At 71.8% G+C, this 13,716-nt stretch carries 11 protein-coding genes; all 11 read right to left on the bottom strand.

The annotated features are described in order from the left end of the window. Nucleotides 1-65: 65 nt before the first annotated feature. Complete coding sequence (locus EBO35_RS01085) at nucleotides 66-1,448, bottom strand: ABC transporter substrate-binding protein (protein WP_164477748.1); 1,383 nt, start codon at nucleotides 1,446-1,448, stop codon at nucleotides 66-68. A gap of 293 nt (nucleotides 1,449-1,741) precedes the next feature. After that, a complete protein-coding gene (locus tag EBO35_RS01080) occupies nucleotides 1,742-3,829 on the bottom strand; it encodes a 3-hydroxyacyl-CoA dehydrogenase NAD-binding domain-containing protein (RefSeq protein ID WP_122816089.1) in 2,088 nt (695 codons plus the stop codon). Nucleotides 3,830-3,915: 86 nt separating this feature from the next. Further along, entirely contained in the window at nucleotides 3,916-4,839 is a 924-nt protein-coding gene (locus tag EBO35_RS01075) for a hydroxymethylglutaryl-CoA lyase (protein WP_122816088.1), read from the bottom strand. After that, nucleotides 4,836-5,594 (bottom strand): enoyl-CoA hydratase/isomerase family protein, encoded by a 759-nt coding sequence (locus EBO35_RS01070; protein ID WP_122816087.1) that lies wholly within the window; start codon nucleotides 5,592-5,594, stop codon nucleotides 4,836-4,838. Before EBO35_RS01070 ends, EBO35_RS01075 begins: the two co-directional genes overlap by 4 nt. Next, nucleotides 5,591-6,763, bottom strand: a complete 1,173-nt coding sequence (locus tag EBO35_RS01065) for an acyl-CoA dehydrogenase family protein (RefSeq protein ID WP_122816086.1) — start codon at nucleotides 6,761-6,763, stop codon at nucleotides 5,591-5,593. The genes EBO35_RS01070 and EBO35_RS01065 overlap by 4 nt, the downstream gene beginning before the upstream one ends. Before the next feature lie 11 nt (nucleotides 6,764-6,774). Continuing rightward, a complete protein-coding gene (locus tag EBO35_RS01060; protein WP_206422632.1) occupies nucleotides 6,775-7,521 on the bottom strand; it encodes an SDR family NAD(P)-dependent oxidoreductase in 747 nt (248 codons plus the stop codon). Further along, nucleotides 7,518-8,726 (bottom strand): thiolase family protein, encoded by a 1,209-nt coding sequence (locus tag EBO35_RS01055; protein ID WP_122816085.1) that lies wholly within the window; start codon nucleotides 8,724-8,726, stop codon nucleotides 7,518-7,520. Before EBO35_RS01055 ends, EBO35_RS01060 begins: the two co-directional genes overlap by 4 nt. A 22-nt stretch (nucleotides 8,727-8,748) precedes the next feature. Next, on the bottom strand, nucleotides 8,749-9,876 hold the full coding sequence (locus EBO35_RS01050) for an acyl-CoA dehydrogenase family protein (RefSeq protein WP_122816084.1): 1,128 nt from the start codon (nucleotides 9,874-9,876) through the stop codon (nucleotides 8,749-8,751). Next, the gene (locus EBO35_RS01045; RefSeq protein ID WP_206422631.1) at nucleotides 9,876-11,462 is read right to left on the bottom strand and encodes a class I adenylate-forming enzyme family protein; all 1,587 of its coding nucleotides are present in this window, start codon (nucleotides 11,460-11,462) and stop codon (nucleotides 9,876-9,878) included. The genes EBO35_RS01050 and EBO35_RS01045 overlap by 1 nt, the downstream gene beginning before the upstream one ends. After that, nucleotides 11,429-12,613 carry an alpha/beta hydrolase gene (locus EBO35_RS01040; protein ID WP_122816083.1) on the bottom strand — a complete coding sequence of 395 codons (1,185 nt, stop codon included), beginning with the start codon at nucleotides 12,611-12,613 and terminating at the stop codon, nucleotides 11,429-11,431. Before EBO35_RS01040 ends, EBO35_RS01045 begins: the two co-directional genes overlap by 34 nt. Continuing rightward, the gene (locus EBO35_RS01035) at nucleotides 12,610-13,716 is read right to left on the bottom strand and encodes a homogentisate 1,2-dioxygenase (RefSeq protein ID WP_122816082.1); all 1,107 of its coding nucleotides are present in this window, start codon (nucleotides 13,714-13,716) and stop codon (nucleotides 12,610-12,612) included. Before EBO35_RS01035 ends, EBO35_RS01040 begins: the two co-directional genes overlap by 4 nt.

Below are 13,716 nucleotides of genomic sequence, written 5' to 3'. Positions count from 1 at the left end.
ACTCCCTTCGGTTCGGGTGCTCCGGTAGGGGCCACTCGGGCCCCTACCGGAAGCGGGTGGTCAGGTCAGCCCGTGACCCCGCGGAAGCTCGGGAAGGAGGGAGCCCAGGGAGACTTCCAGCCCTCCACGTGGTCGGCGATGACGTACGCCGTCTCCGGGCTGGCCACGGGCACGATGAAGGAGCCGGTGTCGAGCGAGCCCGAGAGCTCCTGATAGATCTCGATCCGCTTCTCCTGGTCGGTCTCGAGTCGAGCCTGGTCGGCGAGCTCGACGATCTCCGTGAGCTCGTGCCCGCCCGGGTTGTAGAGACCGGTCGGCATCACGTAGCGGTCGAGCGACTCGGACGGGTCGAACGCGTTGCCGGTCGCCCCGAAGGCGATGCCGACGCTCTTCTGGACGGCGAAGCCGCTGACCACCTCCGGCGGAGCGACCGGCTTGACGACCACCTCCAGCCCGATCTGCTCCAGCTGGTGCTGGAAGACCGTGGCCAGCTGCTCGAAGATCTGGTTGCCGGCCACGGTCGCGATCTCCACCCGCGCCCCGGTCGCGCCGGCTTCGGAGATCAGGCTCTTGGCCCGATCGAGGTCGAAGGAGAAGTTCTCGAGCCCGAGATCCGCGTCGTAGACCTTGGTCCCGGCCCCGAAGATCTGGCCGGTCGGCTCGCAGGCACCGTCCAGGACGCCGTCGCAGATCGCCTCCCGGTCGATGGCGATGTTGAGCGCCTCGCGAACGCGCGGGTCGTCGAAAGGCTTCATGGCGGTGTTGACCGAGAACGTGTAGTTCTCGGCGCTGAAGGCGTGCTCGACCGAGTAGCCGGCGTCCTCGGCAGCCTTGGTCATCTCCTCGGGGAGGATCGTGATGTCCACGTCCCCGGCGCGCACGGCGTTCAGCTTGGCGTCGTCGGCCAGGTACGTGATCTCCAGCGTCTCGACCGCCGCGGCGTCCTCGTCCCAGTAGTCGTCGTTGGCGGTGTAGACCACGCGATTGGGCTGCACGCTCTCCAGGTCGAAGGCACCGATCCCAGCCTCGGCCTCGGTGAGGTCGACCTTGTCGGCGATCGCCTGGTCCGAGATCATCATGCCGGCCTGGCCGGCGAGGAGGCGCGGCAGCGGGCCCACGCCGCGCTCATCGCGCAGCCGCACGTGCGTCTCGTCCACCTCCTCCACACTCACCCCGGCCAGGACGCCTGCGTTGGTGCTGCCCTCGAGCTCCTGCGAGCGCTTGACGTTGGCCGCCACGGTCGCTGACGTGAACGGCGTCCCGTCGTCGAACTCCAACCCCTCCCGAAGGGTCAGATCCAGGAACGGCCCCTGGTCGTCCGAGCCGGACTCCCAGTCGGTGGCGAGCATGGGCTGGACGGACTCCTCCTCGTCCAGGCGCAGCAGCGTGTCGTACGCCGGAGCCGTGTACATCGCCATCTGGCGCAGCGGCATCAGGTCCGGGTCCATCGTCGCGTTCGCGAAGGGCGAGGCGAAGGTCAGGGTCCCATCCCCACTCCCCGAGTCCGATCCGCCACCGCCTCCACAGGCCGAGAGTGAGGCGAGCACGAGGACCCCGGCGGCAAGGCCAGCAATCTTGCGCATGTGTTCCAACTTTCGAGGAGAGCCGGTGCAGGGAGACGCCGAGCCATCGCAGGTGCGATGTGTCACCCCTCACATCTGAACTGAATCTGAGGTTAGACTCAGTTCTGGGTCCAGCGCAAGAGTCTCCGTGATCCAGCGACTATCGATGGACCGGCGAGTCACTCCTGCGTGCGGGTTGCGGGGGTTGGGACCGACCCCGGGCGGGCGTGCCGGGGCTCGTCGGCGAACCGGCGCCCCTCGCCCGCGAGCCGAGGCAGCGCGTCGCCGGCCGGGAAGGCGGCCCGGTCCAGACCGTCGAGACGCCGCAGCACCTCGGCTGCCCCCGTTCGATCGATCCAGTGGAACGGGCCACCGAGGCGGCGCGGGAAGCCGATCCCGAGCACCGCCGCGAGGTCGCCGTCGTCGGGGTGGCACAGCGTGGCGTCGTCCCAGCAGAGCAAGGACTCGGTGACGAATGCCAGGAGGAGCCGCTCCCCCGCTTCGCCGGGCGCCACCCCGGCGCCCGGGCCCGTCAGCCCGGCGAGGCCGGGGTCGAACCCGGCCCGCCGGCCGGCGTCGTAGGCGTAGAAGCCGCGACCGAAGCGCTTGCCCCGGATCCCTGCGGCGATCAGCCGCTCGAGAAGACCCTTCACCGCTGGTACGTCGACCCGGCCGGTCAGCACCCTTTCGGCGACCTGCACGACGCTTGCCTTCAGCACCAGCTCGAGGGTCACCTCGTCGCTGGCCTGGAGCGGGCCGACCGGGAAGCCGACGGCCTTCGCCTCCTGCTCGATCGCCGCGGGGTCTGCTCCGTCGGCGAGCAGACGCAGTCCCTCGACCAGCCAGCGGGCGTAGACGCGCGAGGTGAAGAATCCGGGGAAGTCGGCCACGACGACCGGCACCTTGCCGAGCGCGCGGGCGAGGCCGCCGGCGCGCGCGAGCGCGACGTCGCTGGTGCCGTCGTGGGGCACCAGCTCGACCAGGGGCATCTTCTCGACCGGTGAGAAGAAGTGGGTGCCGAGGAACCGGTCTGCGCCGGAGACGGCGTCGGCCAGGCTCGCCACCGGGATCGCCGAGGTGTTGGTAGTGATCAGGGCGCCCTCGCCGACCTGCCTGTCCACCAGGGCCAGCGTCTCGCGCTTCAGCCCGGGCTCCTCGAACACCGCCTCGACCACGACATCCGCGTCCGCGAACCGGTCCCAGTCGGCGGTGCCGGTCCACCGGCGCTCCGCGTCGGCGCCGCCCACGGCCCGCACCCGGTTGCGCGCCTCCTCGATCCGGGCCTCGTCGATGTCGCGCACCGCCGCGGAGATGCCGTGGGAGGCGGCGGTCGCGGCGATGCCGGCGCCCATCTGTCCTGCGCCCACCACGGCGATCGCGTCGGGACGACCGCTGGTCCCGCGGAAGCGGCGCTTGGCCGCCGTCTCGACGTGGAACATGTGGACCAGCGCCGCGCACTCGTCCGAGCCGAGCAGCGCCAGGAACTGCTCCCGCTCGGCGGCCAGCCCCGCCTCGCGCCCACGCGCCAGGCCGGCGGTGACGGCCGCGACGAGGGCCTCACGGGCGGCACCGCTGGGCGGGCGCCGTACCCCTGCGGCAGCCCTGGTGACCTCGGCCAGGAGCGCGGCGTCGCCGGTCGGATGGACGCGCGCCGGCGCCGTGCCCGAGGCGGCGAGGGCGATCGCCGTGGCCAGCAGGTCGTCCCGATCGACGACCCGATCCACCAGGCCGGCCTGCAGAGCTTCCCGCGCGGGCAGTGTGCGGCCCGAGACGAGGAGTTCGATGGCGGCCACCGGGTCCACCCGCGAGAGGACCAGCTGAGTCCCGGCACCGCCGGGGACCAGCCCGAGTGTCGACTCGGGCAGGCCGAGCACCGCGTCCTCGGCGACGACGATGGAGCCGCAGCCGAGCGCCACCTCGAGGGCGCCACCGAGGGCGTAGCCGTGGACGGCCGCCACGAACGGTTTCGGCGAGTCGGCCATCGTCGCCATGAGGTCGTGGGTGCGCTGCAGGAACTGCGGGGTGCCGGGGTCACCGGCCAGGGCCGGCAGCGAGGTCAGGTCTGCTCCACCGCCGAACGCACCGGGCTTGCCGGAGGCCAGCACGAGGCCACGCACCGACGGGTCGGCCAGCGCGTCGTCGACGACCCGGCGCAGCTCGTCGAGGACGCTCGCGTCGATGACGTTCATCGTTCGGCCGGGGACGTCGAGGATGGCGACGCGGACGCCGTCCTGCTCGGTCAGGGTGAAGTGCTGCAGCGTGGGCACGGGACAGGAACCTCCGTGGTCGGTGGGGCGAGGGGATGACGAACGTCGCCGACGACGCCGGCGACGTGGGCAGTGGCGTCCGGCCGTCAGGAAGCGCCGGCGGGGAACCCGCCGGCGTGCAGCACCATGGCCGGAAGCGGCCGGCCGATCTGGGCCTCGAGCCACTCCCCGGCGGACTGGAGCGCCACCGGGTCGAAGCCGTGGTGGATGCCGGAGCGCGCCAGGGCGTAGGCGAGGTCCTCGGTCGCGACGTTGCCGGTGGCGCGTGGCGCGAACGGGCAGCCACCGATGCCGCCCAGGCTGGCGTCGAGGATCGTGATGCCGGCCTCGACGGCAGCGAGGGCGTTGGCGACGCCGCAGCTGCGCGTGTCATGGAAGTGCGCCCGTAGAGCGGTGCCGGGCGACAGGAGGCGATGGGCGGCATCCGCACGGGCCGCCACGTCGCGCGGGACCGCGACGCCGATCGTGTCGGCGAGCGAGAGCTCCGCGGGAGGCTCCTCGAGCACGCGAGCGGCGACGTCGCGGACGACGTCGAGGGGCACCTCGCCCTCGAACGGGCAGCCGAACGCGACCGCCAGGGTCACGTTGGCCCGGACGCCGGCGGCGCGTGCGGTGCGCGCGACCCGCTTCCAGATCTCGATGCCGCCGGCGACGTCGGTGCCCTGGTTTCGGCGGCTGAAGGTGTCGGTGCAGTGCACGACGGCGTTGACCTCGGTGATCCCGGCGGCGATCGCCCGGTCGAGGCCGCGCTCGTTGAGGATGAGCGCGCTGTAGGTGACGCCGTCCACGGCCGGCAGCGCCGCGACGAGGGCCTCGGCGTCCGCCATGGCCGGCACCTTCCCGGGGTGCACGAAGCTGGTCACCTCGACGTTGCGTGCGCCGAACGCGACAGCCCGCTCCACCAGCTCGCGCTTCTGCTCGGTGGTCAGTCGGGTCGACTCGTTCTGCAGGCCGTCCCTCGGGGCGACCTCCACGACGCGCACGGCGTCCGATGCGGCCGGGGCGGTCATCGGGCAGCGCCCCTCGTGCGTCCGAAGCTGCTGATCCGCTCCCTGGCGGCGTCGGTCGTGATCACCGCGACCTGGTTGTCGGTCTCTGCCTGCAGCGCGTCGGCGAGCCCGCGGGTCCAGGTGTCGTTGAGCAGCTGCTTGGTCCCCGCCAGCGCCGGCGGGGAGTACGACGCCAGACGGGCCACGACCTCGTCGACCCGGGCGTCGAGGGCGTCCGCGGGCTGGACCTCGGTGACCATGCCCATGTCGTGCGCGGCGGCGGCCGGGAGCGGGTCGCCGAGGAGGCACAGCTCGCGCGCCCTCCGCTCGCCGACCAGCCGCGGCAGCAGCCAGCTGGCGCCGCTGTCGAGCGAGAGTCCGCGGTGGACGAACAGCTGCGCGAACCGGGCGCGGTCACTGGCGTAGACCAGGTCGCAGGCGATGGCGAGGTTGGCCCCGGAGCCGGCGGCGACGCCGTCGACCTTCGCAACGGTCGGAATGGGCAGCTCACGCATGGCCAGGACGCACCGATTGGAGACGGCGATCCGGCCGGGCAGCGAGGCGAGGTCGTCGAGCAGGCCACCGACGTCGGAACCCCCGCAGAACGCACCGCCGGCGCCGGTGACCACGAGGACGCGATCGGCACCACCCGGGTCGAGCGCGGCGAGGTGCTCCTCGAGCTGCGACCACATCGCGTCCGTCATGGCGTTGCGCTTCTCCGGGCGGTCGATCGTCACCCGCGCGACGCCGTCGTACCGCTCCAGCCGGACGGTCATGCCACTCCTCCCGATCCGTAGGTGCCCTCGAGCGTGCGGCCGATGATCTCGCGCATGACCTCGTTGGTGCCGCCGAAGATGGTCTGGATCGGGGCGTCGAGGTAGGCGCGCGCGATCGGGTACTCGCGCATGAACCCGTAGCCCCCGTGCAGCTGCAACCCCTGCTGGACCACCGCCTGCTGCAGCTCGGTCGTGAGCAGCTTGCCCTTGGCAGCGTCCTCGCCCGTCAGCTCGCCGCGGTTGTGCAGCTCGACCAGGTGGTCGACGAAGCACTGGGTCGCGTCGAGCCGGGCGGCGAGCTCGGCCAGCCGGAAGCGGGTGTTCTGCATGTCGAGCACTCGCGTGCCGAACGCCCGGCGCTGGGCGCAGTAGTCCACTGTCCAGCCCAGGGCGGTGCGCGCCGCGGAGATCGCGGAGACGCACAGGCCGAGGCGCTCCTGGGCGAGGTTCTCCATCAGGATGCGGAACCCCTGACCGTCATCGCCGATCAGGTTGTCGGCCGGGACCCGGGCGTCGTCGAAGAACAGCTCGGCCGTGTCCTGGCTGCGTAGTCCGATCTTGTCGAGGTGCCGGCCGCGGCGGAACCCGGGCGTGCTGTCCTCCACGGCCACGAGGCTGATGCCCTTGTGCCGCGGCTGGGGGTTCGTGCGGACGGCGACGATGTACAGGTCGGCGTTGAGGCCGTTGGTCACAAAGGTCTTGGCGCCGTTGAGCACCCAGCTGTCGCCGTCGCGGCGGGCGCTCGTGCGCAGCGCCCCGAGGTCGGAGCCGGTGTCGGGCTCGGTCATGGAGATGGCGCCCATGATCTCGCCGGTGACCATGCGCGGCAGCCAGCGCCGTCGCTGCTCCTCCGTCGTCGCGTGCATCAGGTAGGGCAGCACCACGTCGTTGTGCAGGGTGATGCACATGCCGGAGCCGATCGCACCGACGCGCTGGAGCTCCTCCCCGATGATCGCGTTGAAGCGGAAGTCGGCCTGCCCGAGGCCGCCGTACTCCTCGGGGACCGCCATCCCGAGGAATCCGGCGTCACCGGCCGCGGAGAACATCTCGCGGTCGACCCGGCCGGCCTCCTCCCACTTCTCGTGGTGCGGCACGATCTCGGCCTCCACGAAGCTGCGAAAGCTCCGACGGAAGTCGTCGTGGGTCTCCTCGTACAGTGCGCGTCTCATCCGTCCTCCACTCAGCGTGCGGTCCAGCCGCCGTCGACGGCGATGACCTGTCCGGTCAGGTAGCTGCTCGCCGGCGAGGCCAGCAGCAGCAACAGCCCGTCGAGCTCATCGAGCCGCCCCGGCCGGCCGGCCGGGGTGTTGCGCTTGATCCAGGTCATGGAGCGCTCGTCGTCGAACATCTGGTCGGTCTGCTCGCTCGGGAACCACCCGGGCGCGATGGCGTTGACCCGGATGCCGATCCCGGCCCACTCGGCGCCGAGCTGGCGGGTCAGGTTGACCACACCGCCCTTCGCGGCGCAGTACGCCGCCTGGGTGACCGGCCAGGAGCCGACCAGACCGAGGATCGAGGCGATGTTGATGATCGAGCCGCCGTCGGGCATCGCACGGGCGGCGAGCGTGGAGACCTGGAAGGTGGCGGTGAGGTCGACGTCGAGGGTGCGACGGAAGTCCTCGACCGACGTCTCGAGCGCAGGCCGGGCGTCACCGAAGCCCGCCGCGTTCACCACGACGTGGGGTCCGCCCAGGTCCTGGGCAGCCTCGATCAGCCGGGTGCAGTCGTCGGCGTCGGTCACGTCGCACACCTGCGCCGTGATCCGGTCGTCGGCTTCGGCGAGCTCCGCGAGCCGGTCTGCCCGCCGCGCCGCCGCGACCACCCGGGCGCCGTTGCGGGTCAGGACCGAGCACATGTGCCGGCCGATGCCGCTCGACGCCCCGGTGACGACGGCGACGACGCCGTCCAGGTCGGCGGTCAGGCTCACGTGAGCCTCTCGATGACTGTCGCGTTCGCCATGCCGCCGCCCTCGCACATGGTCTGCAGCCCGTAGCGGCCACCGGTGCGCTCCAGCTCGTGCAGCAGCGTCACCATGAGCTTGGCGCCGGAGGCGCCCAGCGGGTGCCCCAGCGAGATTCCGCCGCCGTTGACGTTGACCTGGGCCATGTCGGCCTTGATCTCGCGCTGCCAGGCGAGGACGACCGGCGCGAAGGCCTCGTTGACCTCGTAGAGGTCGATCTGGTCGGCGGTCATTCCGGTGCGCTCGAGCGCCCGCTGGGTGGCGGGGATGGGCGCGGTGAGCATGGCGACGGGATCGTCGCCGAGCACTGTCATGTGCCGGATGGCGGCGCGCGGTGCCAGGCCGAGCCTCTCCGCGACGTCCTCGCGCATGATCAGGACCGCGGCGGCACCGTCGACGATCTGTGAGGCGTTGCCGGCCGTCACGCGGCCTTCGGGGAGGAACGACGGCTTGAGCCCGGCGAGCGCCTCGGCCGAGGTTGCGCGGATGCACTCGTCGGCCGACAGCAGCTCGTCGTGCTCGGTGACCTCGCCGGTCTCACGGTCCCGGACCTTGCGCCGGACCGGGACGATCTCGCGGTCGAACCGTCCCTGGTCGCGGGCGGTCGCCGCTCGCTGGTGGCTCTGCAGGGCGTAGGCGTCGAGCTCCTCGCGGGTGAGGCCCCACCGGTCGACGATGAGCTCGGCGGAAAGCCCCTGCGGGACCAGCCCGGGCACGCCGTAGGTCTCCCGCTCCGCGTAGCGGGCCTGCAGGCGGTCGCCGTACACGGCCCGGATGTCGCCTCCCGGCGCGTTGGAGAACATGGGAACGGTGCTCATGCACTCGATGCCGGCGGCAATGACGACGTCCATCGCCCCGGACGCGACAGCCTGGGCGGCGAAGTGGATCGCCTGCTGCGAGGAGCCGCACTGCCGGTCGACCGTCGTGCCCGGGACGGTCTCGGGGAGGCCGGCGGCGAGGGCTGCGTTGCGGGCGATGTTGGTGCTCTGCGGGCCGACCTGCGAGACGCAGCCCATGATCACGTCGTCGATGCGCTCGAGGTCGATGCCGGACTGGGCCACGAGGGCCGCGATGGTCTCTGCGGCGAGCTCGACGGGGTGCCAGCCGGACAGGGATCCGCCCCGCTTGCCGGCGGGGGTGCGGACGGCGTGGACGATGACAGGTGCAGACACGATGGTCCTCTCGGTGGAGTGGTCAGGAGGTCGGGGTGCCGAGCAGGTCCAGGCATCCCGCCTCGACTGCGCGGTGCCGGTGGTGCTCGGGGGTGCCGCCGACGGAGGCGGTCGCCCGGGCCCTGCGGAAGAAGAGGTGGGCGTCGTGCTCCCAGGTGAATCCGAGCCCGCCGGAGACCTGGATCAGTCCGCTGCTCGCGGCCAGGAAGCAGTCGCCTGCCTCCGCCCGGGCCAGCAGGCCGAGCCGGAGCGCCGCGGCGTCCTCACCGCCGTCGACGGCGGCGGCACCCGCCGTGACCAGCCCGCGGGCAGCGGAGGTGTGGATGACGATGTCGGAGCAGCGGTGCTGGATCGCCTGGTAGGTGCCGATCAGGGTGCCGAACTGCTCGCGAACGGCAGCGTAGGAGACCATCGCGGCGAGACAGCCCTCCGCCCCGCCGACCTGCTCGGCCGCCAACAGCAGCCGGGCCACGGTCAGGTGGCGCTCCACGTCGTCCTCGTGGGGAGCCGTCACCGCCACGGCGGGGGCGCCGCGCAGCACGACGTCGGCCCTTGGGGTGGTGAGGTCGATCGTGTCGACCCCGATGCGAGCGGCGTCCCGCGAGACCGCTGCGAGTGCGACGACCGGCCCTTGGTCGGTGCGCGCCAGGCAGAGAACCAGGCCCGCGGCGTGACCGTGCGTGACGCGGACGGCGGTCCCCGTCAGCCGGCCGTCGACCAGCCGGGGGGCGCGCTCGGGGTCGGCGGCCGTGGACCAGCCGGGCACGACGTCGCCGGCGAGAAGGCCGTCCACGGCACGGGTGACCTCCTCGGGAACCGGTGCTCCGGCGGGCACGCCCGCCAGGGACCACCCGGCGAGGAGGGCTGCCCTGGCCGGGCCCGGGTAGAGGCTCGTTCCGCACTCCTCGACGGCGGCGACCAGATGGGCGACATCCAGCCCGAGGCCGCCCCAGTGCTCCGGGACGCCCATCGCGGCCAGCCCGAGCTGCTCGGCCGCCCTCGCCCAACGGTCCCGGTCGAAGCCGTCGCGGGTCAGCGCGTCGTCCTCGGCCGCGTCGCGGATCCGGCGCGCCTCCGCGACACCGGGACGGTCGGCGAAGAAGGCACGCAGGGACACCCGGACCTCGTCCGGGCTCAGGTCTTGGGTCATCACGACTCCTGTTGGGGGACGATGCTCGTCAGACCGGAGCGGGTGATCTTGCCGGTCGCGGTCTTCGGCAGCTCGTCGAGGAAAGCGATGGCACGCGGCACCTTGTAGCCGGCGAGCCGGGAACGGCAGTGGGCGACGAGGACGTCCTCGGTCAGCGCCGGCGAACGGCGTACGACGGCGGCACAGACGCGCCGCCCCCACCGATCGTCGGGCGCGCCGAAGACCGCAACCTCAGCGACGTCGGACAGCTCCGAGATCACCGACTCCACCTCGAGGGGGTGCACGTTCTCGCCGCCGGTGATGATCATGTCGTCGGAGCGGCCCTCGACGTAGACGTAGCCGTCCTGGTCGAGGCGTCCGACATCGCGAGTGTTCAGCCAGCCGCCGACGAAGACCGCGGCCGACTCCTCGGGCCGGTCGAGATAGCCCTCCGCCATGAACGGAGTCCGGAACCAGAGCTCACCCGATTTTCCGGCGGGCACCGGCTGGCCGGTCACCATGTCACGGACCTGCACCTCGACGCCGGTCGTGCACCGGCCGGCCGAGGTCAGCCGCTCGGCGTGGCTGCCGTCGGTGCGGTGGTCCTCTGGGGGGAGGTAGGTCACCACGCCGCCTGCCTCGGTCATCCCGAGGACCTGGCACATCTCGCAGCCGAAGACGTCGATCGCCTCGCGGAGCATGGGCAGCGTGATGGGTGAGGCGCCGTAGGCCAGGTGCCGGAACGAGGGCAGGCTCACCGGCGAGGCGCGGAGCTGGTCGATCAGGGCACGGATCAGCGTCGGCACGAAGACCGCGTGGGTGATCCCGTGGTCCGCCATCGCGCCGACGATCCCCGGCGGGCTGGGGTCGGCGACGTAGATCTGGCGGGCGCCGTAGAGCAGCCCGTACTGCGCCCAGTAGGCCCCGGCGAGGTGGAATACCGGCGGCACGATGAGCAGCCGCGAGTCCGGGTCGAAGCCGTGGACCACCGGCGTCGCGGCACCTACTTCGACGGCGAGCCGGTCAAGCGGCACCGCCTTGGGGACCCCCGTCGATCCCGAGGTGAAGAACACCATCGCCAGGTCGGTGGCCACCGGCTCGAGCGACTCGACACGCTCCCGATCGGGCCAGGGCTCGGCAGTCGCCTGGTCGACGACCTCGACGTGCACCCCGTCCCCGACGGCCGCCCGGGCGCGGTCGGCGAACGCCTCGCTGGTGAAGACATGGGTGACCCGGACCTCGGCGCACGAGGCCGCCAGCGCCTCGTCGGGCAGCCGCCAGTTCAGCCCGACCAGCGCGGAGCGTTGTCGCCAGGCACCGAGAAGAGCCAGCACGTAGCCCAGGTCGTTCTGCCCGAGCCACGCGACGCGCGACCCGGCGCCGCCGGTCGCGGCGATCACTGCCGCCGCACGGTCGGCGGCCGCGTCCAGCTGCGCCCAGGTCAGCGTCGCCGCCGTGCCGACGACGGCCACCTCGTCCGGACGCTCGGCGGCGTGTCGCCGGACCGCCTGCTCGACGGTGGTCGAAGGCCAGGCCGGCCGGCGGCCGTCCGACACCGGCGTGGCGACGGAGCTCACAGCGCTGTCCACGACCGCTCCCCGAGCCACGTCGTGATGGTGCCGACGGCCTCGCGGAGATAGGGGAGCTGCGTCGCGCCGGAGTAGTAGTGCGTGGCGCCCTGGATCGTGTGCAGCTCCTTGTCGGGGTGACCGACGGCGTCGAAGAGCCGCTGGGTATGGCTGGGCGTGCACGCGTCGTCGGCCGAGTTGCCGATGACGAGGGTCGGCACCTCCAGGTCCGCGGCGCAGCGCGGCCCGTCGCCGTTGGCGTCGTCGTAGCTCCACTGCGACAGCCAGCTGCGCAGGGTGCTGAAGCGAGCGAGGCCGACGGGGCCCATGTTCACGATCCGCGGATCGCCCAGGTAGCAACGACCAGCGACGCGGTCGTTGGGGTCCAGCGTCGGGTCCAGCCAGCGCGGGTCGGCCATCGTGCCGTGCACGACGAACGCCCGTTCCATCAACGGCTCCCCCTGCCCCTTGAGGTCGGCGAGCGTGTCCTTGACCCAGGCGGTGATCCGGCGGTTGCGGTCGATCTGCGCCGCCCGGTAGCGCTCCAGGAACTCCGGCGAGTACGGCGCCTGGTTCGGGTTCGCCGGGTTGTAGAGGTCCAGCTCGGGGTCACGCTTCGTCGGGTCGGACTCGTCGATGATCGACGGGTCCATCCACTCGGTGAGCGTCTCGTGCCGGCTGACGTGCGCGGCGAGCAGCATCATGCCGTCGGCCGCCGGCAGGTCCAGCCGGGTCAGGTCGGGTGCGTCCCCAGCGGGGGTCTGGGTGACCGTCGCGTGCTGCGCCTGCTGCTGGTAGTACAGCGACAGGGCGCCGCCGCCGCTCCACCCGGCGAGGACCACGTTCCGGTAGCCGAGCCGCTCGCGGGCGTCCTTGACGCAGGCACCGAGGTCCTGGACCACCTTCTCCATGATCAGCGCGTTGTCCACGCCCCGGTAGCGGCTGTTGCAGTAGATGACGTGGTGCCCGGCGCGCGGGAGCGCGTTGCTCATGGGCAGATACGCACCGCCGCCGATCGGATGCATGAAGACGATGACGGTGTCCGACGGCAGGCCCTTGGGCCGGAGCAGGTAGCTCTCCAGCACCACGCTCTCGGTCACCCCGCCGTAGGTGTCGCGGTACGCCGAATCGTCGTCGAAGACGATGAGGTACGGCGTGCGCTCGTACTCGAACTTCTGCTGCGGGTTCACACCTGCACCTCTTCTGCCACCTCGGCAGTCTCGGCGCCCAGCATGGCGGGGGTGGGAGTGAGCCGGCGACGGGTGTCCACGGCGATCACCTGCCACTCCACGCGCTCGTCGACCTCGAACCGTCGGCGGGCCCGCTCCCGCGCCCGCTCCGGGATGCCGTGGTGCACGCCCTGGGGGGCGTGGGAGATCAGGGCGGGAGGCATCTCGACGCCGAACACGCTGCCGCCGTGGTAGAAGGCGATCTCGTCGAAGTCGGCGTTGCGGTGGTACCAGGGGATCCGCTCCACCCCCGGCTTCCCCTCGACCGGACGCGGCAGGAAGTTCATCACGTAGACGCCGGTGGCCTGCATGAACAGGTGCACGGTCGGCGGCAGGTGGACGTCGTCGGAGGTGAGGACGTCGTAGTCGGCGATGTTGAACGTGAAGGCGAAGTTGTCGCCCTTCCAGCCCTCCACGTCCAGCGGGTTGAACGGGTAGAAGAGCGAGGTGCGGCCGTCGCGGTGGCACAGGCGAACCTCGTACTCCTCCCGCTCGTCGTCCGGGAAGGCCTCCGCGTCGGGAATCCCGATGAGCGAGGAGTCGAAGGGGAAGAACCGGCCGAGCGCGCCGGCGTCCGGCACCCGGAACTCCTCGGTCGCCTCGATGATCAGCAGGTGCGACCGATCATCGGGGACCTGGCGATGGGTGGTGCCCTTGGGGATGTAGATCCAGTCCCCGGGACGGTAGGGCAGGCGGCCGAACTCGGTCTCGTAGTGGCCGGTGCCGGCGTGCACGAAGATCAGCTCGTCGCCGTCGATGTTGCGCGTGTAGAACGGCGCGGCCTCGCCCCGACGACTCAGGGAGATCCGGCAATCGTCGTTGTGGAACATCAGCAGCGGCTCGCCGTCCGCCTCCAGATCGCTCGGCCTGAGGTCGAGCGTCTGCGTGTCGATCCCGCGGAGGTCGCCCTCCATCCGGAACTTCGTCGGGTCGTTGCGCCGGTAGAGGTGGGCAGCACGACCGGTGAACCCGGAACGGCCGAGCTCGTCGTCCTTCAGGTCGCCGACGTCGCGGTGGATCTGCCGCGGGGTCTTCCCGCTCCGTAGCTGGACGAACGATTCCAT

It is taken from the genome of Nocardioides pantholopis (assembly GCF_003710085.1).
Taxonomy (GTDB): Bacteria; Actinomycetota; Actinomycetes; order Propionibacteriales; family Nocardioidaceae; genus Nocardioides; species Nocardioides pantholopis.
The sequence above is the reverse complement of the archived record's forward strand: the minus strand, read 5'-3'. Positions and strand labels throughout refer to the sequence as shown.

Excerpts from the sequence above, each read along its gene's own strand:
- EBO35_RS01085 (WP_164477748.1), bottom strand. The coding sequence starts at position 1,448 with ATGGACCCGGACCTGATGCCGCTGCGCCAGATGGCGATGTACACGGCT.
- EBO35_RS01075 (WP_122816088.1), bottom strand. The coding sequence starts at position 4,839 with ATGACCGCCCCGGCCGCATCGGACGCCGTGCGCGTCGTGGAGGTCGCC.
- EBO35_RS01070 (WP_122816087.1), bottom strand. The coding sequence starts at position 5,594 with ATGACCGTCCGGCTGGAGCGGTACGACGGCGTCGCGCGGGTGACGATC.
- EBO35_RS01065 (WP_122816086.1), bottom strand. The coding sequence starts at position 6,763 with ATGAGACGCGCACTGTACGAGGAGACCCACGACGACTTCCGTCGGAGC.
- EBO35_RS01050 (WP_122816084.1), bottom strand. The coding sequence starts at position 9,876 with ATGACCCAAGACCTGAGCCCGGACGAGGTCCGGGTGTCCCTGCGTGCC.
- EBO35_RS01035 (WP_122816082.1), bottom strand. The coding sequence starts at position 13,716 with ATGGAATCGTTCGTCCAGCTACGGAGCGGGAAGACCCCGCGGCAGATC.